The sequence below is a fragment of the Algoriphagus sp. genome (assembly GCF_046296635.1).
Lineage (GTDB): Bacteria > Bacteroidota > Bacteroidia > Cytophagales > Cyclobacteriaceae > Algoriphagus.
Window position 1 is genome coordinate 211,188 of sequence record NZ_JBKBKZ010000003.1, and the last position, 19,969, is coordinate 231,156.

At 39.9% G+C, this 19,969-nt stretch carries 15 protein-coding genes and 1 tRNA gene; 12 read left to right on the forward strand and 4 right to left on the reverse strand.

Features of this window, described 5'->3' with window-relative positions; all coding sequences use genetic code 11:
- The first annotated feature begins 9 nt into the window (after positions 1-9).
- The 6 genes from ACK4HU_RS04265 (at position 10) to lpxB (ending at position 7,432) form a co-directional block, all read left to right on the forward strand.
- A complete protein-coding gene (locus tag ACK4HU_RS04265) occupies positions 10-861 on the forward strand; it encodes a DUF4843 domain-containing protein (protein ID WP_409803605.1) in 852 nt (283 codons plus the stop codon).
- Between the two features lie 100 nt (positions 862-961).
- Positions 962-4,405: a S8 family serine peptidase gene (locus ACK4HU_RS04270; protein WP_409803606.1), complete on the forward strand. Its 3,444-nt coding sequence runs from the start codon at positions 962-964 to the stop codon at positions 4,403-4,405.
- 2 nt (positions 4,406-4,407) lie between these two features.
- Positions 4,408-5,109: a hypothetical protein gene (locus ACK4HU_RS04275; protein WP_409803607.1), complete on the forward strand. Its 702-nt coding sequence runs from the start codon at positions 4,408-4,410 to the stop codon at positions 5,107-5,109.
- Positions 5,110-5,394: 285 nt separating this feature from the next.
- Entirely contained in the window at positions 5,395-5,814 is a 420-nt protein-coding gene (locus ACK4HU_RS04280; RefSeq protein ID WP_409803608.1) for a 6-pyruvoyl trahydropterin synthase family protein, read from the forward strand.
- A gap of 85 nt (positions 5,815-5,899) precedes the next feature.
- Complete coding sequence (locus ACK4HU_RS04285) at positions 5,900-6,247, forward strand: four helix bundle protein (RefSeq protein WP_409803626.1); 348 nt, start codon at positions 5,900-5,902, stop codon at positions 6,245-6,247.
- A gap of 6 nt (positions 6,248-6,253) precedes the next feature.
- Entirely contained in the window at positions 6,254-7,432 is a 1,179-nt protein-coding gene (lpxB, locus tag ACK4HU_RS04290) for a lipid-A-disaccharide synthase (protein ID WP_409803609.1), read from the forward strand.
- On the opposite strand, the gene clpX is transcribed toward lpxB, so the two are convergent.
- From clpX to ACK4HU_RS04310, 4 genes are all read right to left on the reverse strand, one after another.
- Positions 7,429-8,655 (reverse strand): ATP-dependent Clp protease ATP-binding subunit ClpX, encoded by a 1,227-nt coding sequence (gene clpX / locus ACK4HU_RS04295; RefSeq protein WP_409803610.1) that lies wholly within the window; start codon positions 8,653-8,655, stop codon positions 7,429-7,431. The genes lpxB and clpX overlap by 4 nt on opposite strands.
- A 5-nt stretch (positions 8,656-8,660) precedes the next feature.
- The gene (locus ACK4HU_RS04300) at positions 8,661-9,329 is read right to left on the reverse strand and encodes a ClpP family protease (RefSeq protein ID WP_409803611.1); all 669 of its coding nucleotides are present in this window, start codon (positions 9,327-9,329) and stop codon (positions 8,661-8,663) included.
- 77 nt (positions 9,330-9,406) lie between these two features.
- The gene (tig, locus tag ACK4HU_RS04305; protein WP_409803612.1) at positions 9,407-10,735 is read right to left on the reverse strand and encodes a trigger factor; all 1,329 of its coding nucleotides are present in this window, start codon (positions 10,733-10,735) and stop codon (positions 9,407-9,409) included.
- Positions 10,736-10,826: 91 nt separating this feature from the next.
- A tRNA-Leu gene (locus ACK4HU_RS04310) sits at positions 10,827-10,908 on the reverse strand.
- Positions 10,909-11,076: 168 nt separating this feature from the next.
- On the opposite strand from ACK4HU_RS04310, the gene ACK4HU_RS04315 reads away from it, so the two are divergent.
- The 6 genes from ACK4HU_RS04315 (at position 11,077) to ACK4HU_RS04340 (ending at position 19,481) form a co-directional block, all read left to right on the forward strand.
- Entirely contained in the window at positions 11,077-13,293 is a 2,217-nt protein-coding gene (locus ACK4HU_RS04315; protein ID WP_409803613.1) for a RelA/SpoT family protein, read from the forward strand.
- Between the two features lie 50 nt (positions 13,294-13,343).
- Complete coding sequence (locus ACK4HU_RS04320) at positions 13,344-13,811, forward strand: Fur family transcriptional regulator (protein WP_409803614.1); 468 nt, start codon at positions 13,344-13,346, stop codon at positions 13,809-13,811.
- A 320-nt stretch (positions 13,812-14,131) separates the two neighbouring features.
- Positions 14,132-14,473, forward strand: a complete 342-nt coding sequence (locus ACK4HU_RS04325; RefSeq protein WP_409803615.1) for an STAS domain-containing protein — start codon at positions 14,132-14,134, stop codon at positions 14,471-14,473.
- A gap of 284 nt (positions 14,474-14,757) precedes the next feature.
- A complete protein-coding gene (locus ACK4HU_RS04330) occupies positions 14,758-16,029 on the forward strand; it encodes an adenylosuccinate synthase (RefSeq protein WP_409803616.1) in 1,272 nt (423 codons plus the stop codon).
- Between the two features lie 138 nt (positions 16,030-16,167).
- Positions 16,168-18,465 carry a PKD domain-containing protein gene (locus ACK4HU_RS04335; RefSeq protein ID WP_409803617.1) on the forward strand — a complete coding sequence of 766 codons (2,298 nt, stop codon included), beginning with the start codon at positions 16,168-16,170 and terminating at the stop codon, positions 18,463-18,465.
- Positions 18,462-19,481, forward strand: a complete 1,020-nt coding sequence (locus ACK4HU_RS04340; protein WP_409803618.1) for a type IX secretion system membrane protein PorP/SprF — start codon at positions 18,462-18,464, stop codon at positions 19,479-19,481. The genes ACK4HU_RS04335 and ACK4HU_RS04340 overlap by 4 nt, the downstream gene beginning before the upstream one ends.
- Positions 19,482-19,969 lie beyond the last annotated feature (488 nt).

Below are 19,969 nucleotides of genomic sequence, written 5' to 3' on the forward strand. Positions count from 1 at the left end.
TAGAAAAACATGAAAATAAATAAATTATATTCGGTTATACTCTTATTCCTAATGGGGGCTATGGCCTCCTGTATGAATGAGTCGGATTTCGATAAAGTTTGGGATGGCATGGAAGTAGAGTTTGATGCGTCTACACTTCCAAATGGCGTGACTCAAAACTTCATTCGAATGAATGCCATGCAAACTGATCAAGCAAACCTCCAAATCAATCTTGTAGGTGCTGCTCAGACTACTCCTGTTACAGTAACGGTTGAGGCTGACCCAACTTCCACTGCGGTGAATGGAGTACATTATACGCTTGCGAGTAATACAGTTACGATTCCAGCAGGTCAAGTGATCGCTCAGTTGCCAGTGACAGTTCTTACGGGCAATATTTTGCCTACAGAGACGCCAAATCTTGTGTTGAAAATCACCTCAGCCAACGGAGCCAAAGTAAGTGTAAACTATAACAGTTTGACTTATAGAATTCGTGTGATCTGCCCGTCAGCTCTTACAGGATCATATGACGTACTTTGGAGAACATTGAACCTTGGTGACGGTACTGGAGGGGTTGCACAAACAGCCACTAACTTTACAATTGCTGGATTTTCGACTATTTCTCTCACATCAACTGCAACGGGTGTCTACACAATGAGCGATATGTCTTTTGGTATGTATCCTGGATTATATTCAGATACGGCCCCTACAGGCACTTTCACGGACAGATGTAACGTTCTGACTGGTGCGGCTGCAAACAGAGACAGGTATAATGATCCATTTACCCTTTCAGGAGTTAGTACTCCTGCAGATGGCAAAATCGTAATTACTTGGTCAAATACCTATGGAGATGGCGGTACTGTAGAACTTACCAAAAGACCGTAGAATTAACTTAATTTAGATTAAAAAGAGGGTGTTAACCCTCTTTTTTTTTGAACTTATTCTTAAATTTAGAGTTTATTAGTTTTGTATGAGAAGTGTGACGATGAGAATGTTATTTGTGTTATTTCTTCTTTTGGCGGGTGGAGCCAAAGCTCAAATCACAATAGCCCAAGAGCCTGAATTGCAAATTATTCGAAATGGTATTTCAAATAATTTCATTTCTAAATATCAGTTATTTAATCAAAGTAAAACAGAGATTTTGCTTCGAGCCAATCAAAAGAAAATTCCGGTAATTATTGGTTTGGAGAATGGTAACATAGCTGAGTTGCGATTTTTTGATGATCTTGGATTCCCTCATTATGTTACAACTCTTAACATGGGAGCTGCTTCTTCAGTTGGGACTACTGCACTTCAGCCCGGAGGAAGTCTTGGACTAAATCTGACTGGAAAAGGATTTGTAGTTGGGATTTATGATCAGACACGTCCTAAGCCAGATCATGCTGAGTTTACAGGACGATTGACCCAAATCGACGGGTCAACAGAAACAATTAGCAACCATGCCACCCACGTATCCGGGACAGTATTAGCATCTGGAATAAATCCATCTGCACGTGGGATGGCAAGTGAGGCCACAGGTTGGTCTTTCAATTGGGATAGTGACCTTTCCAAGATGTTTGCCAATGCTTATGATCCCACTACCAAACCTAACGGGCATTTAGTATCAAATCATTCCTATGGGTTTGTACTAGGTTGGTTTAGAAACAGTACAGGAGCTTGGACATGGGCTGGTAACTCCGCAGTAGATCCAAATGAAGACTATAGATTTGGGTTTTATTCTACAAAAAGCAAAGGTTTGGATGATTTGATTTTTGTAAGGCCGCAGTACACAGTGGTATGGGCTGCTGGGAATGACCGGACCGATGTGGGAAATGGAACCAAGCCAAGTGATGGACCAGATGATACACTTGGACCGGAAGGTGTGGCTAAAAATGTAATTACTGTAGGTGCAGTCAGTTTACTTGCTCCTTATTCAGGCCCAAATTCTGTTTCCATGAGTTCTTTTTCCTCTTGGGGTCCTACCGATGACGGTAGAATCAAACCTGATCTGGTTGCTGTTGGAGTTGGTGTTTTTAGCTCAACTGTTGCAAATGGGGGTACGACTGATTCCTATGGAAGCCTAAGTGGCACTTCAATGGCGGCACCTAATGTTACAGGATCATTACTTCTTTTACAACAGCTATTTAGTCAGCGGAACAATGGCAGATTTATGTGGGCATCTACCGTGAAAAGTTTAGTGCTCAACACGACCAAAGAGGCAGGATTAAATCAAGGTCCGGATTATGTTTACGGCTGGGGTTTATTGGATGTGGAAGCTGCGGGTCGCATTATTCTCAATGAAAATGGAACCTCCGATGTAATTAGAGAAGAGACCATTTCGTCCGGTGAAAAATTTGATTTTGACTTTATCTCTGATGGGGTAACTCCAATAAGAGTGACAATTGCGTGGACAGATCCTTCTGGAAATCCCCCTCCAATTTCTTTAAATCCGCAAAATCTTATGCTGATAAATGATTTGGACATGAGAATTGTGGATGAAGAGGGGAATACTTTTTTTCCATGGTCTTTGAACCCTGCGGCTCGTTCGAGTGCTCAGGCAGTGAGGAACCAAGATAATTTCAGAGATAATGTAGAGCAGATTTTTATTGAATCACCCAAACCTCAAAAATACAGGGTCAGTATTTCCCATAAGGGTGCCTTAGTAGGAGGAAAACAAGAATTCTCATTGGTCCTGACTGCCGGAACAACAGATGGGGCAAGTGAAACACTGTACTGGATTGGGGGAACTATGGGCAACTGGAACAATCCTGCTAACTGGTCTATCACTCCAAATGGACCCTCAGCAGATAAGATTCCCACAGCCTCATCTCGTGTGGTTTTTGAAGGTTCCGGAGTTGACAGTCAAGTAATTGGGTTTCCAAGTGATGCCCAGGCATTCAGCGTCAACCTATTTGGAAGTCAATTGGTCAAATTTGATTTAAAAGGAAACCAAATTTCTGTCACCAATGGTTTTAGAGTGAGTAATCAAATTACCGAAATTGAAAATGGAACAATTCTTTTTGAATCAGGCAGTTCCAATGAACACTTGGTGGAATTAGGACAGGCCATTTTTTCCAACGCAACCTTAAATTTTAAATCAGGAAAATGGAAAATTTTAACGGCTGAAATCTTAGATAAATTGATAATTAATGAGGCAGAAGTGTCGGTTAATGTTGGTTCCTTGGCACTTTCCTCATTAAACGTCAATGCTACAGGAATCTTGGGAGGGATAGTTCAATCGATCACTTTTAAGAACGATTTCACAGTTGGCAATGGAAGTAAAATTCCTGGCGATTTAAGCCTTGTATATACAGGATCTACAGGGGAGATCAATAATCTATCTGGGATTACAGTTGAAAATCTCTCCATCCAATCGGGTTTATTGGTTCACCTGACAGGGGCAATTTCCAACCTTACTATAGTTAATGGTGAATATGTTTTAGGTCAGGCCTCAAGTCAAGTAAATAATTTAAAACTCGGTAATTCTTCTATTCTGAACTTAGGTGCTACTGGTCAAATAGTGATTTTAGACAAAATTGAAGTTGATGCATCAGCTAGTAATTTTGCAGTTATAAAGGCTGGTTCGGCAGGTAAATTCATACACGATTTTTATTTGAAATACTGCTTTGAGCATGTTTCAGTTACAAATGTTAATTTGGAGGGTAAAGCAATTATTAATCTCGGTGAAAGTGCCCAAATCATTAACTCATCTGGCTGGGTTGCAAAAAAATGCGAAGACGTTTTATTTGCAAATTTCAAAACAGCGTTCACATGTGTTGGGTCTCTTGTTTCATTTGAAAATCTAAGTGAGGGAGCTATCAAATCTTTCAAGTGGGATTTTGGAGGTCAAGGATCTTCTACCCTTTCCAATCCTTCTTTCGTTTTTAATTCGCCTGGAATATTCATTGTAAAATTGGAAATATCGAATGATGATCAAATCATATCGTTTGATAGGGAAATTACTATCTCCGCTAATGACCTTTTAAAACCTGTAATCGTGGTTAACGGCAGTTTACTTACCTCTCAACAACCCGCAGCTCAATATCAATGGTTTATCAATGGTCAACCAATTCCTGGGGCTACCCAGAGAAGTATTGAGGCCACTGATGACGGATCATATCAAGTAGCGGTATTTAATGATACCTGTAATAGAATTTCTGATGCTACAGTTATTTCCTCCATACCTGAACCAGATTTAAGTGTTTTTGGAATTTTTGTGGGCCCTGTACCGTCTCAGGATAAATTGGATGTTTCCATTACCAATGATTTTGTAGGTCCAGTTTATTTCACTTTAACTGACATGTCAGGTAGGAAGTATTTGGAGGAAGAAGTAACTAAATCGAGCAATAAACTTTTAAAGACGTTTTCACTACCAAATCCTCGTGGATTATATATCTTAAAAATTCAAACCAACAATTTAATTTTACACAAAAAAGTCATTAAGTATTAATCATGAAGAAGCTATTGATCTTGGTATGTATTCTTACCTCTCATTCAACATTTGGACAAATTACAAATTTGAATATGAATGGTGTTCCTGCCAGAATAACTCCATATACTGGCGTGGAAGGTTCTCCTTATCTGTTTGAAGATTGGTCGAGGGCAAATATCGGTTTAACAAATGCCGGAATAAAAGAAAATGTAGCTTACAAATTCAATATTTATGACAATGAATTGGAGGTGATTAATGAAGCTGGAAACACAATTTATTTGACAAAAGAGTACGTGGAATTTGTTGAATTAGAACGACCATCACTTATTTTGGCAAATGCTCAGCAGCAGGGGCTTCTTCCTAGATTAATGTTCAAAAAAGGGTTTGAAATAGTAAATGGAATAGGGCCAAATGATCTGGTAAATGTTTTAGCGGAAGGTAAAAAATACACTTTGATCAGGAGGTTTTACTCAGATCTCGTTACCCCACCTAAAAATAGCTATGCGCCTACAGCTGGTAGAATGTTTGTTTTCGAAGAGTCTTTTTATTTAATAGATGAAAGGGAAAATGTAACGAATGTCAGAAATAGGGCTAATGTAATTTTGAAAGCAATTAATCCTGCCGACCAAGACAAAGCCAAACAAATCATTAAAGATGGAAAACTTGATTTGGGTAGAGAAGATCATTTGGTTCGATTTTTCACGGAGCTAAATAAAAGCTAGAAATTTCGCCTAGAATTTAAGAGGCGTAAATTGAATTTCAGTAGGATTGCCACAGATGCACAGATTTATCTGTTAATCTGTGGCAATCTTATTTAAATTTTTTAGTCCTACCGAGGCAGGATTAAAGTTTCCAGAGTTCTATAATCATACCTATATGGGATCATGTATGGTATGGATTATGCCTGAGCATTAGACAGGCTTGATTTCATTTATACTATACTGACTCTTATTTCGGTTTCTAATCCCTATTCTTTTCTATAACTTTGCAGAGAATTAAAGCAGTAGATGATCCACGTTTGCAGAAAAGAACATTTCAATGCAGCCCATAAGCTGTGGAATCCGAAATGGTCAGATGAGAAGAATTTTGAGGTATTTGGCCCTTGTGCCAATGTCAACTGGCATGGCCATAATTTTGAACTGATCGTGACTGTAAAGGGACTACCTGATCCTGAAACTGGTTTTGTGGTAGATTTGAAGCAACTGAGCACAGTGATCAGGCGGCTTGTTATAGATAAGGTTGATCACAAAAACCTTAATATGGACGTTGATTTTATGCTAGGAAAAATGGCAAGTTGTGAAATTCTTGTCATGGAATTCTGGAAAATCCTTGAGCCGGCGGTGAAGGAAATCACTCCTCATGGAGGACTGTATAAGCTTACGCTTTACGAGACGCCGAGGAATTTTGTGGAGTATTTCGGCGGTTAATTTTTTTGTAAATTGTGAGTTGTAAAAAGTAAGTTGTTAACTCACACATGTTATGCCATTTGCTCAATTTTATTACGAATTGGAAGTGTACAAGCTTTCTAGAGAATTAGCAAGGGAAGTTTACACTGTATCCAAGAAATTTCCAATTGAAAAGAGGTTTTCTTTGACTGACCAAATTAGAAGGGCATCCAGATCAATAGGGGGTCAAATAGCGGAGGCTTGGGGAAAAAGGAGGTACATCAATCACTTCATTTCCAAATTAACTGATGGAGATGCAGAACAATACGAAACCAGACATTGGATTGAGGTAGCTCATGATTGTGAATTAGTTACATCGAATGAAATGCAATCAATTGTTTTGAAATGCGATCAAATAAATTACAAGTTAAATGCAATGATGTCAAAAGCTGATAAATTTTGTTTTAAACCTTAAGCAAAATTGGGACTCACCACTTACTTTTTACCACTTACCAAATTGACAAAGTTTTATATCATCTCAGGCGAAAGATCCGGCGACTTACACGCATCTAATTTGGTTTTGGCCATTCAAAAGCTAAATTCAAACGTGCAATTCCGAGGCATGGGAGGAAGTTATTCCAAAGATGCAGGAGTTGAACTCGCTGTAGATTATTCAGAAATTGCAGTGATGGGTTTTTTGGAAGTTGTTATAGGGTTTCGGAAGGTTCTTAAATACCTCAATCTAGCCAAAAAGGATCTCTTAGCTTTTCGCCCTAATGCCGTGATTTTAGTTGATTATGGTGGCTTTAATATGAAAATCGCTGCTTTTGCGAAAGAAAGCGGGGTTCCAGTGCACTATTACATTCCACCCAAAGTCTGGGCTTGGAATCAGAAAAGGGCATTGAAACTGAAAGCTTTTACTGATCAGATTTATTCCATTCTCCCATTTGAACCTGAGTTTTTTGAGAAGTTTGACATGAAGGTTCATTATGTTGGTAATCCGCTTTTGGATGAAATCCGCAAGTTTAAACCGCATGATTTTTTCTTTCAGAAAAACGAAATTAGCTATCAGCCGATTGTGGCATTACTTCCAGGAAGCAGAAAACAGGAGATAAATGCCATGCTTGATCGAATGGTTTCGCTGGTCAAGGAATTTCCAAATGCTCAGTTTGTAATTGCTGGGGTTGACAGCCTACCGGAATCGGATTATTTGGGAGCAAAAAAGGCAGGAATTAAAGTAGTTTTCAATCAAACTTACGATCTGCTAAGCCATGCTACCGCTGCGGTAGTTACATCGGGAACTGCAACTTTGGAGACTGCGCTATTTCGAGTTCCTCAGGTGGTTGTTTATCGTACTTCTGCCATTTCATATAGAATTGCAAAAAACCTGATTAGGGTTCCTTATATTTCTTTGGTGAACCTTATAGCTGGGAAAGAAGTGGTGAAGGAGTTAATTCAGGATGATTTTTCAATCGAAAATCTCAAAAATGAATTGAATCGAATTTTTTCCAATGTGGTCTATAAAGGAGAAATGCTTCAGGGTTATGATCTGATTCAAGAAAGAATAGGGGGAGGTTCAGCTTCAGAGACAACGGCAGGATTGATTTTGGAGTCTCTAAAAAAACAAAACCCCGACTTTCACCGGGGTTTTACAGTTTAAGCAACCTGTAGTCGCTTGAATTTTGATTTATCAAACTGTGATCTGGCGTAATCTTCGTCTATGACCAATTCTTTGATCGAATCGTCTGATGGCAATTCGTACATGGCATCTGTGACAATCGCCTCGCAGATAGATCTAAGTCCACGTGCACCTAGCTTGTATTCGTCAGCTTTGTCTACAATGAAATCCAGTGCACTATCCTCAAATGTCAACGCCACTCCTTCCATTGCCAACAGCTTTGTGTATTGCTTCACCAAGGCATTTTTAGGTTCGGTAAGAATACGCTTAAGTGCTTCTTTATGAAGTGGATCCAAATGTGTCAAAACAGGTAATCGACCGATTAGCTCAGGAATTAATCCAAAAGCCTTGAGATCTTGCGCAGTAACATATTGGAGGAGATTTTCTCGGTCTGCTTGAGGAGTGTCGCTGGTTTTAGCAAAACCCATAGGCTGAGTATTCAAACGCTTTCCGATATGTCTTGCAATTCCATCAAAAGCTCCACCGCAGATAAACAGGATGTTTTCTGTGTTTACAGCGATCATTTTTTGATCCGGATGTTTACGGCCGCCTTGAGGTGGTACATTGACCATCGTGCCTTCAAGAAGCTTTAGCATGGCCTGCTGCACTCCTTCACCACTTACATCACGGGTGATGGATGGATTGTCTGACTTGCGGGCGATTTTATCCAGTTCATCAATGTAAACTATGCCACGCTCGGCGGCTTCCACATTATAATCTGCTGACTGAAGAAGTCGAGTCAGGATACTTTCCACATCTTCTCCTACATAACCTGCCTCAGTCAAGACGGTCGCATCTGCGATACAAAAAGGAACTTCAAGGATTTTGGCAAGAGTTTTAGCCAAGTAAGTTTTACCTGTACCTGTATCTCCAACCATGATAACATTTGATTTTTCAATCTTGATTTCGTCATGATCGTCTTTTTGCTGCAGCCGCTTGTAATGGTTGTAAACTGCTACTGTCAAAACCTTTTTTGCCTCTTCCTGACCAATCACATATTGATCTAGGTAGGAGGTAAGCTCCTTCGGTTTTTTAAGTTTAAACTTGGGTTTGGTGGCACCGGATTTCTTGGTTTTATCTTCTTCTCCAAGAATCAGATGAGCTTGGTCGATGCAGAAATTACAGATATGGGCAGAAATGCCCGATACCATCAGATCTACATCTTTCTTGTTTCTGCCGCAAAAGGAGCAGGTTACTTGAGCCATTCTTTTTATTTTTTAACTAAAACTTCATCGATTAAGCCGTATTCTTTGGCTTCCTGTGCTTTTAACCAATAATCTCGGTCGGAGTCACGCTCGATTTCTTCAAATGTTTTGCCGCTATGATCAGCTAATATCTGATACAATTCTTGTCTCATCGAAAGGATGAGTTTGAGAGAAATCTCCATATCTCTTGACTGACCTTGCATCCCTCCGGAGGGTTGATGGATCATAACTCTAGCATGCTGCAAAGCAGATCTTTTGTTTTTTGCTCCGCCAGCCAATAAGACGGCGCCCATAGAAGCAGCAATTCCTGTACAGATAGTTGCAACATCCGGACCAATGTACTGCATTGTGTCATAAATACCCAAGCCTGCCGTCACTGAACCACCTGGGCTATTGACGTAAAGCAAAACGTCTTTCTTCGCATCCACTGATTCCAAGAATAGCAACTGCGCTACGATGATGTTGGCCACATGATCATCCACTCCTGTACCAAGGAAGATGATTCGATCCATAATCAATCTTGAGAAAACGTCAATTTCACGAAAATTTTGTGGTCTTTCTTCGATGACCGAACGGGTCATATTTTCGATGTGTTGGGTATATTGGTCAAATGCCGTCCCGCTTACGCCCTGATTGTGAATGGCGTACTTTCTGAATTCTTCTTTGCTAATCATTATTGAGTTTGTTGTGGTAGACAAAAATAAAAAAGTCCTTTAAAAAAGGACCTTTGAATATAACTCTCTAAATCGATTTACTTCTCTAAAAGTTCCTTGAATTCATCAATTGAGATTTCCTTTTCGGTTAGGTCAATTTTTTCCTGGACGAATGCAAGTACTTTTTCATTCTGAACTGAAGTCATCATATTCATATAATTCTGACCTTCATTTCCTTTAAGATAGTTGTCTACAAACATATCCATGCTCGCTTCCAACTGGGAACCAAGACCTGATGACGCAAACTGCTCACGCACCATTTCTTTTGTTTTTTCTATGACATCGACATGTTCAGCCTGAATGCTGTTGTCTTTTGCGATTTGATTGGAGATCAATGACCAGGTTAATTGCTTGGCGTAGATCGGATATTCCTTTTCAACATCTGCCTCGGTCACTTTGCCTTGATTTGCTTTGATAAGCCACTCTTTCAAGAAAGCATCTGGAAGATCAAGCTTAGCCTTATCCACCAAAACCTTTTTCAATTCTTCTTCCGTGAAGACTTTTGATTCGCGATCATAGCTGCTCTGAAGTGTTTCCTTCACCTTGTTGATGAATTCTTCTTCAGAGGAAACTGTCTCAGGACCGAAGATCTTATCAAAAAACTCCTGATTCAATTCCGCAGCTTCAATTCTATTGATGTTTTTGACAGTGAAGGTAAATGCTGCTTTAGCTTCTTCAATCTCCTCATCAGTCAGGCCAAATGCTTCAGACCACTCATCCTTCTTAACTTCTTTTGCATCAAATTCAACCACAGCATCCTTGCTCAGACCAATGAATTTTGCTGAAAGCTTTTTTGAAATTTTAGACAGTGGGAGTGAAAGGGTTTTTGAAAAATCTCCTTCAGCCGCTTTCAGATCACCGTAGATGTTGTCGTCAGCCTCACTTATTTCTGGATTTGTGCTGTTTCCATATTGAGATTTCAGATTGTCAATGGTTTCATTGATCAACTTGTCATCTACCTTGATTGAATATTTTGCAGCTTTTGTTTTTTTGTCCAAAGCAACATCTACAGACTCAACAAATCCGATTTTGTACTCAAAGTCGAAGCCTTTTTGAGTTTTCCAATCAATTGAATTATCTTCTTTTTCTACCGGTAAAGGCTCGCCAAGAATTCTAAAAGTTTGTTCCTTCAGGTAGCTGTTCAGCGATTCGCTAAGGATAGTATTAATTTCGTCAACCAAGATAGAAACCCCATACATGCCTTTCACCATTGATATCGGTGCTTTGCCTGGCCGGAATCCCTTGATGGCTGCTTTTTTTGCGTAATCCTTTAGTTTGGCATCAACCTTTGGTTGATAATCTTCTTCTTTTATCGTAATTTTAATCGAAGCTTGATTTGCTGAATGCTTGTCTAATGTAATTTCCAAAGTGTATAAAATTAAACAGATGATGAACTAAAAACCCCCAATCTCTTTCCTGTCTGATTAAAAACAGTGGAGTGATTGAGGGCTTGTGTTGTGCGGATAGAGGGACTCGAACCCCCATGCCTCGCGGCGCTAGATCCTAAGTCTAGTGCGTCTACCAATTTCGCCACATCCGCATTGACTTCAATCAGGTCGAGACAATTCAGAACAATTGATCTCGTTTTCTAATTGTGGATGCGAAGGTAAAGACATTATCGAATTTTTCACAAGTCTGACAAAAAAAAATTCCAAAAAAAGTGGAATGGTCAATTCCCTATTCCTATTTTGAATAAAATTCCACCCTTATGATCCCTGTGGATATAGAAGAAGAGCGTAAAGAAATTCTCAAACGATATCGAAAACTTTTAAGACAGGCCAAGCCTATCCTGAAATCCGGCGATACCAAACTTATAAAGAAGGCATTCAGTATTTCTCTCGAAGCGCATAAAGAAATGCGCAGAAAGTCAGGGGAACCCTACATTTATCATCCGCTAGAGGTAGCCTTGGTGTGCGTAGAAGAGATCGGGTTGGGCACTACTTCCATCATTGCCGCTTTACTTCATGACGTGGTCGAGGATACCGACTTAGAACTCGAGGATATTGAGCGGGAGTTTGGGCACAAGGTGATGACCATTATAGATGGTTTGACAAAAATCTCAGGAGTATTTGAATATGGGAGTTCGCAGCAAGCTGAAAACTTTCGAAAAATGCTCCTTACCCTGTCTGATGATGTTCGGGTTATTCTCATCAAGCTTGCCGATAGACTCAATAATATGCGTACGCTCTCAAGTATGCCGCGTCATAAGCAGTTGAAAATTGCCTCTGAGACCATGTATCTCTACGCACCTCTTGCGCATCGCTTGGGTTTATATGCGATCAAATCGGAATTGGAGGATCTGTATCTGAAATACACCGATACCGATACCTATCTGGATATCGTTCAGAAAATCAACGAATCAAAAAGTTACCGGAATAAGTTCATCAGGTCTTTTATCCAACCTATTGAGGATGAATTGACTAAGCAAAAATTTGAATTCACGATCAAGGGAAGACCAAAATCTGTGTATTCAATTTACAACAAGATGAAGAAACAAGGGATACCTTTTGAAGAAGTATATGATCTTTTTGCGGTCAGAATCATCATCGAAAGTGAGCTGGACAATGAGAAAGCGGATTGTTGGCAAGTGTATTCCATCGTAACTGATTTTTACAGGCCTAATCCTGATAGACTTAGAGATTGGATTAGCACACCACGATCCAATGGCTACGAATCACTTCATACTACCGTAATGAGCAATACCGGTCAGTGGGTGGAAGTGCAGATCCGAACTGACCGAATGGATGAAATTGCCGAGCGAGGATATGCCGCGCATTGGAAATATAAAGAAAAGGACAACACGACTAAATCAGGTTCAGGATTGGATGATTGGATTGGGCAGGTGAGGAGTATCCTTGAGTCAAATGATACTAATGCCATTGAATTCATGGATGATTTCAGGGGAAATCTCTTTCATGATGAAGTTTTTGTTTTTACACCGAAAGGTGATTTGAAGGTGCTTCCAATTGGAGCAACTGCGCTGGATTTTGCTTTTGAAATACATACTGAAGTTGGTGCAAAATGCATTGGAGCTAAAGTCAACCAACGTCTTGTCTCAATAAGTCATGTGTTAAAAAATGGGGATCAAGTAGAAATCCTCACCTCAAATAAGCAAAAACCGACCGAGGACTGGCTTAACAACGTCGTCACATCTCGGGCCAAAGCCAAAATTAAAGACGCACTTCGGGAAGAAAAGAAATCTGCAATCCTCGATGGAAGAGAGATCGTGCAGCGGAAGTTGAAGGCCATGAAGATGGAATTCAACTCTGAAACTGTCGAGCAATTGCGGGCCTACTATGAGCTCAAGACGGCTAATGAATTTTATTATAGAGTAGGGAAAGGAACAATAGATCCCACCTCGATTAAGGCTTTCAAAGATTTTAAAGAAAACCAAAAAGGGAAAAGTAAGGTCGGGGAAAAAGTAAAGGATGAATCGACGTTCACCAAAGAGATAAAAGGTCTGAAAGGTGCAGAGCATGATCAGCTGCTAATAGGAGAGGATATGGATGTTGTCGATTACATTTTAGCTAAATGTTGCAATCCTATCCCCGGCGACGACGTATTTGGGTTTGTCACCATTAATGAAGGCATAAAAATTCACCGAACTTCCTGCCCCAATGCACTTGAGCTGCTATCCAATCATGGAAACCGTGTCATCAAAGCACGCTGGACTAGCCAAAAGCAAATTGCATTTCTGGCAGGATTAAGGATTTTGGGTACAGATCGTGTGGGCCTGATCAATGATGTCACCAAAGTGATTTCCAACGAACTAAAGGTAAATATGCGTTCGATTACTGTGGATTCAGATGCGGGAATTTTCGAAGGCACGATCAAACTCTACGTGCATAGCACGGAGCATCTGGATCATCTGATCAAAAACCTTCAGCAAGTGGATGGGATTATTAAAATCTCCCGTTTTGACTAATGGAATCTTTTATAGATGACAAAAGTTATATTTGAAAAAAAACGCAGAAAATGTCCTTGAATACAACTCATTTCGAAGAGGTCAAAAAGATATTTACCGCATATCTGGAAAATAAAAAACTCCGCAAAACGCCTGAACGCTATGCGATTTTGGAGGAAATTTATAGCCGTACTGGTCATTTTGATGTAGAAGGTCTCTACATCAGCATGAAGAATAAAAACTATCGAGTCAGTAGGGCGACCGTTTACAATACCCTGGATCTTTTGGTGGAATGTGATTTGGTGACTAAGCATCAGTTTGGAAAAAATTTAGCTCAGTTCGAAAAATCCTATGGATTCAAACAGCATGATCACCTGATTTGTGTGGAATGTAATCAGGTTATGGAGTTTTGTGATCCACGCATTCAAAATATTCAAAATACCGTCGGTGAGATTTTGAATTTTCAAGTTTTGCATCACTCCTTGATCCTATACGGCAACTGTACAAAAGAAAAGTGTGACAATAGAAACAACAATTAAATGAAATCGAGCATGACTCTGAGCGACACACAGAGGATTGATTATAATCGATGCGAGATTCCATATGGCCGCTGAAAATCAAATTATAACCATATGAAATCGAGCCTGCCTAAGGCAGACAGGCATGACGAGAACGTCACACACTGGGATGATTATCCACCATGCGAGATTCTCCCGAATCGAGTTCGGGACAGGCTATGTGACAATTCAAAATCTAATTATAAACACATGAAATCAAGCATGACCCAAAGCGACACACAGAGGGATGATTATAAACCATGCGAGATTCCATGTGGCCATAAAGAAAAAATTATAAACACATGAAACTTACTTATAATATAAGCAGAGACGACAAAGCAAGATATCTTTTCATTCAGGGTGACTTGATCGGCGATGAAGTTGGTCCTAAGCTCGTCGAGGTCGTTTCAGATGGGATTCAAGATGGGGCAAAAATATTCGTTATTGATTTAAGTGAGGTTCGATATATCAGTTCCAGTGGAATTGGTCTTTTGATCACCATGCTGACCAAAATGCGTAATGCAGGAGGCGAAGTTTATCTGACCGCCCCGTCAGAGCATGTCAAAAAACTCTTGATTATCACAAAACTAAATAATATTTTCACCGTCCATGATTCGGTGGAAGATTTTAAAGCAAAGCATTAAGCTCATAGTGGCGATAGCCATACTTTGGTCCTGTTCAGAAGAAAAATCAAATTCTGGACAGGATATTTTTTTGGAAATTTCTGAAAGAAAGGAGTTTAAAATATTCACACCAAACATGGCCTCATGGTCAGAGCTAAAGATCAGCCAAAGGAAGATGTGATGTACTTTTACTATTTAAATATCAGCCAATCCAAATAATTAACCTGTTTCCCTTGGTTTTCTATGCCCTTATCGCAAATTTCGCCCTTTAAAAAAATTCGATTAACCGATAAGACTGCACATCAATGAAGATGGATGTATTGCTGGGTCTCCAGTGGGGAGATGAAGGAAAAGGTAAAATTGTAGACGTGTTGGCGCCTCAATACGAGGTAGTTGCTCGATTCCAAGGTGGTCCTAATGCTGGGCACACGCTGGAGTTTGATGGTATTAAACACGTTTTGCATCAAATTCCCTCAGGGATTTTCAGATCCCAAATCTTGAATATCATCGGAAATGGTGTGGTGCTTGACCCAATTGTACTCAAAAAGGAAATCGACGGTTTAGGTAAATTCTCCATTGATTACCAAAAGAATCTGGTGGTTTCTAAAAAGGCTACCATTATTATCCCAACACATAAACTTTTGGACGCCGCACTGGAAACTTCAAAAGGTGATAAGAAAATCGGTTCGACACTCAAAGGAATTGGACCGACATACCAGGATAAAATCGGAAGAGCTGCTCTTCGTGTGGGTGATATCCTTAGTTCAGATTTCAGAGAGAAATACGACACCTTAGTTGAGAAGCATAAAACAACACTTTCTTTCTATAATCATCCAATTGATGCCCTACCAGAAATGGAAGCACAGTTTTTTGCTGCTATCGAATTTTTCAAAACCCTCAATTTAATCGACAGTGAATACGTGGTCAATGATGCTTTGGCATCTAATAAAAAGATATTAGCCGAAGGTGCACAAGGTTCCCTTTTGGATATCGACTTTGGAAGTTATCCATTTGTGACCAGCAGTACCACTATGACAGCTGGAGCATGCACCGGCCTTGGAGTGGCTCCTTCCAAAATCGGTGAGGTTTTTGGGATATTCAAAGCTTATTGCACTCGAGTAGGAAGTGGCCCATTTCCTACAGAACTCTTCGATCATACGGGAGAGGCGATGCGTAAAGAAGGTAATGAATTTGGAAGTACCACAGGAAGACCAAGAAGATGTGGATGGTTGGATTTGCCAGCTTTGCGCTATTCGATCATGATCAATGGAGTGACACAGCTTTTTATGATGAAGGCTGATGTCTTGAATATTTTTGAAGAAATCAATGTCTGCACATATTACGAACTTCCTACCGGTGAGCGGATTGATCGATTGAGTTTCGAGATTTCCGAGTTAGACGTTCAGCCAGTTTATAAAGTTTTTAAGGGTTGGCATTGTTCCCTTGGAGATGTTAGATCTTACGACGAATTCCCTTCTGAATTGAAAGAATATGTTTCCTATTTGGAAAATGATCTTCAGGTGCCAATCAAATTGGTTTCCGTCGGTCCGGATCGGATTCAGACTATCTTAAGGTAAATACATACTTGTTTATAAAAAGCTCCGTAGAACTACTTCGGAGCTTTTGGTTTATAGCCCCAATGTGATTTTATTTAAGGTTCTAAAGAAGAAGCGTTGAAGGGGCTTGTAAGAATTTCCGCAATTATTTTTTTGGCTTTGCCTGTAACACTAGCAAAGGCTCAAATTGGTTTTCCCTACTGTGAGACTTTTCAGACTGCAAGTACTCAATCCAATACGGTTTTTGGAGGCGATGCTCGACTAATCGAGGGAGTACTTCGACTAACAAATAATCAACTGGATCAACGTGGCCATATTTATATCGATGTTCCATTTCCTTCCTCTTATGGTTTGAAAGTTGAATTTGAATATTTCAGCTACGGAGGAATAGGGCAGTTTCTGGCGGATGGCTTGACTCTTTTTCTTTTCGATGGAGATACTCAAGTTTTCAATGCGGGAGGATTTGGAGGTTCATTGGGGTATGCCCAGCGGAATTCAGAGCCTGGTCTTTCAAATGCTTACATAGGAATCGGATTCGATGAATATGGAAATTTCGGGAATAGTTCAGAAGGCCGAAGTGGAGGATTTTTTGGAATTGCCCAAAATGAGCGCGTTCCTGATGCCATAGTGATCAGAGGACCAGGGAACGGGAATTCAGGGTATCCTTTTATTGTTGGGAGAAAAACCATGACCACAGGTAATGATGGGCTTTTGCCAGGCGGACAATTCCCGATTAGCTCAGGTGGCGCAGGCACGTCTAGAGTGACTGATCGCATGAATATTGGTTATAGAAGGGTGAATTTGGAATTGCAGCCTAATCCGAATGGCGTTGGATTCTTTTTAACTTTAACTATGGTCATTACCACCGAGCAAGGTCTTCCAAGACAAATTACCATTTTTGATAGGCCTTATGATTTCCCAGCTCCAAAAAATCTTAAAATAGGATTTGCAGCCTCTACGGGTGGGTTTTCAAATTTTCATGAAATAAGAAATCTTATTGTAGAAGTTTCCGCGGATGATCAGCTTCAAAATCCACAAGGAGTAGATTTCTCAGAAATCGCCTCCTGTGCAGGTCAGGAAAATCAATTTTACATCACCGATGAAGAGGTAACTTTGCCTAATGAGAACAGCGTGATCCGATGTCTTCAATTTTATCAATCACTGGAAGATATAAAAGCGGAAACAGGTGACATTTGTGCACAGGCCAGGTGTTTGGAACAAAATAGGGTTTTGATTCTACCTCAGGGGACTTTTCGTGCCAGTGATCAGGAGGGTGGTTTTACATTTTTTCCAAATGAAGAATTTATAGATAAGTCGGTTACAGTTTACTACACCATCACGGATAGCTATGGAAAGACGTCCGGCGGAAATGCAATGACATTGGCAATTCAGGAATCTCCAGAGCCGATCAGCTTATTTATAGCGGGGGAAAATGAGATCATTAATCAAATCGATATATGTCAAGGTGAGGTTGTCTCTTTTGTAGGAAAAGGAAATGAAGTATATGAGCGCTTTGAATGGTTTAGAGATGGAGATTTAATCGAAGGAGCAGCCGGAAATACTTTTGAAACAGGAGAGCCTGGTGAATATGAAGTATTAGGTTACAATCGAAAAAATTGTCCTGCAATCAGTAACAAAATTATTGTCGCACTTCCTGATTTTCCTTCCTTGCAAGTGGTTTCACCGATAGTTGGTTGTCAAATTGGCCAATCTGTTGATGTTACAAGGGAAATAGGTGGATATGATCCCTTGAACTTTGATTACCAACTTTCAGGAGTCGGTATGACTTTTATAAACGATGAAATGAAGACAGTAACCCAATCGGGCATTTACGAACTTCGTGTTAAGTTAAAAAATCTGGATTGTTATTCAGATCCAGTTACGGTGGAGGTTTTTATTCAGGAAAAAGAATTGACCATTGATATTGATTTTGGTGTTCTTGGATCAGGTGTCAAAGATGAAGCAGGGGGAGGAGTTTTTCCCAGTGATGTGATACAGTTCGTGGGATTATCTGATGACAGAGGGGTAAAATGGGAATGGGATTTCGGCGATGAATCTGGTTCACAAGAAAGAAACCCTACTCATGTTTTTGGTAAAAAGGGTGAGTTCGAAGTTACTTTGATTATAGAGGATGAATACGGCTGTCAAAGGACAATTTCCAAAACAGTATCCATTACCCGTAGCTATCGATTGATGATTCCAACTGGATTTACCCCCACAGAATCTCAGAACAAGACCTTTCTCCCCAAACAAAAAGGACTAATAAATCTTGAGATGATGATTTTTAATACTTGGGGAGAATTGATTTTTAGAACAGTAGATTTGGCAACTGAAGGTTGGGATGGCACACTTAATGGGAAATTACTTGATTCGGGCCTGTATGTGTTTAGAATAAATGGAGTAGCGACGGATGGCGAAAAAGTTAAAGAAAGCGGCAAATTCAGGCTAATTCGATGAAAAAGTTCATACTTTTTACTTTTGGTACGATTTGGAGTTTTCTGAGCTATGCTCAGGATATTCAGTACAGTCAATACTATGCAAATCCGATTTACTTAAATCCTGCTTTCACAGGCAGTACAAGTATGACAAGGGTCGGAGTCAATTTCAGGAATCAGTGGCCGGCCTTAGATCAAAGTTTTATAGCATATACAGCATATTTTGATCATTTTGAGGAGAAAATTAATTCTGGATTTGGAGTGATTTTTCATGGTGCTCAGGAATCCTTTTCCCAGACAAATGTCAACGAAGTTGGTTTAGTTTATTCTTATAGACTCAGGTTAAGTGAATCGAGCTATATCCAGGCTGGAGTTCAGGGTAGTTTCATTGCAAGGGATGCCCTATTTGATCGAGTCATCTTGGGGACACAATTGAATATTAGTACAGGCCAGATTTTAGGAGAACCTGGGGATGGATTTGAAGGGGACAGTCAGATTAGATCGGCTGACGCACATGCAGGACTTCTTTATTATGGGAAAAAGTCTTGGTTTGGGGTTTCAGTAGCACATCTATTAGAGCCCGAGATAAGTTATTTGGCTGACAACACCAATCAGCTCCCGATGAAGTATTCCTTTCACGGAGGTTATCGGTTCGATCTAGCAGCGGGAGATATAAATGAGTACTTTAATAATACAGATCAGGAGCGGTCTGTAGCGGTTGGTTTCAATTACAAGCAGCAGGGTCAGTTTTCCCAATTGGATATTGGCACTGAATTTTTCTTTGAGCCTTTAGTCCTCGGATTTTGGTATAGAGGACTTCCTAGCAAGTATGACCTGCCCAATAATGAGTCGCTGATATTTTTATTGGGGGTTAATCTCCCTTCTGGACTTGACCTTGGGTATAGTTTTGATTATGCTATCTCGAAATTGGGATTTCTATCCTCAGGTGGAGCGCATGAGTTATCTATGAGGTATGTTTTTTACTCAAAGGACCCAAGGAAACCGAATTATCGTCGATTGCCATCATTTAGATACTAAAGATTGGTTTATTTTCAATATTTAATTTTGGTTTTTCTTCAATCACCTTCTATTGTCCATGCGGGAGAGTTTGTTTTCTGTTGAAATCAGATGAAAATTTTTCCCAATCATATTCAGCGACTTAGGGCGTATCTAGATTTTTTTTGAGTGTGGGTGTTGTTGTGGAGAAAAAAAGGGGGATATTTGCACTCCCAATCGAGTCGAACGGCATCGGAAAGGGGAGAGAAAGGGAGTAAATGGGAATTGTGATGAGGTTAGAGGAACCGAAGCCAGCTTTAAAGTCTTCCAAATTTATTTTCTTTCAGGAGTTGAAAAAGTAAAAAAGAAAGTTACCTTTGCAACCCTGTTCAGAAGGAACGGGAGTAAGTAAAATTAAAAATACACAAAAATCACGTTAAAACGGTGAGTTTGTCAAACCCTGAAAATGTTCGGGGGAAAGTTCTTTGAAATGATGTAAGAGAGAAAGAGAGCCTGAGGAATCAGGCGGG

What these genes read in the sequence shown, in the direction of transcription:
- ACK4HU_RS04300 (WP_409803611.1), bottom strand. Translation starts at nt 9,329, where the DNA reads ATGATTAGCAAAGAAGAATTCAGAAAGTACGCCATTCACAATCAGGGC.
- ACK4HU_RS04325 (WP_409803615.1), top strand. Translation starts at nt 14,132, where the DNA reads ATGAAACTTACTTATAATATAAGCAGAGACGACAAAGCAAGATATCTT.
- ACK4HU_RS04320 (WP_409803614.1), top strand. Translation starts at nt 13,344, where the DNA reads ATGTCCTTGAATACAACTCATTTCGAAGAGGTCAAAAAGATATTTACC.
- ACK4HU_RS04270 (WP_409803606.1), top strand. Translation starts at nt 962, where the DNA reads ATGAGAATGTTATTTGTGTTATTTCTTCTTTTGGCGGGTGGAGCCAAA.
- clpX (WP_409803610.1), bottom strand. Translation starts at nt 8,655, where the DNA reads ATGGCTCAAGTAACCTGCTCCTTTTGCGGCAGAAACAAGAAAGATGTA.
- ACK4HU_RS04265 (WP_409803605.1), top strand. Translation starts at nt 10, where the DNA reads ATGAAAATAAATAAATTATATTCGGTTATACTCTTATTCCTAATGGGG.
- ACK4HU_RS04280 (WP_409803608.1), top strand. Translation starts at nt 5,395, where the DNA reads ATGATCCACGTTTGCAGAAAAGAACATTTCAATGCAGCCCATAAGCTG.
- ACK4HU_RS04330 (WP_409803616.1), top strand. Translation starts at nt 14,758, where the DNA reads ATGAAGATGGATGTATTGCTGGGTCTCCAGTGGGGAGATGAAGGAAAA.
- ACK4HU_RS04315 (WP_409803613.1), top strand. Translation starts at nt 11,077, where the DNA reads ATGATCCCTGTGGATATAGAAGAAGAGCGTAAAGAAATTCTCAAACGA.
- ACK4HU_RS04340 (WP_409803618.1), top strand. Translation starts at nt 18,462, where the DNA reads ATGAAAAAGTTCATACTTTTTACTTTTGGTACGATTTGGAGTTTTCTG.
- ACK4HU_RS04275 (WP_409803607.1), top strand. Translation starts at nt 4,408, where the DNA reads ATGAAGAAGCTATTGATCTTGGTATGTATTCTTACCTCTCATTCAACA.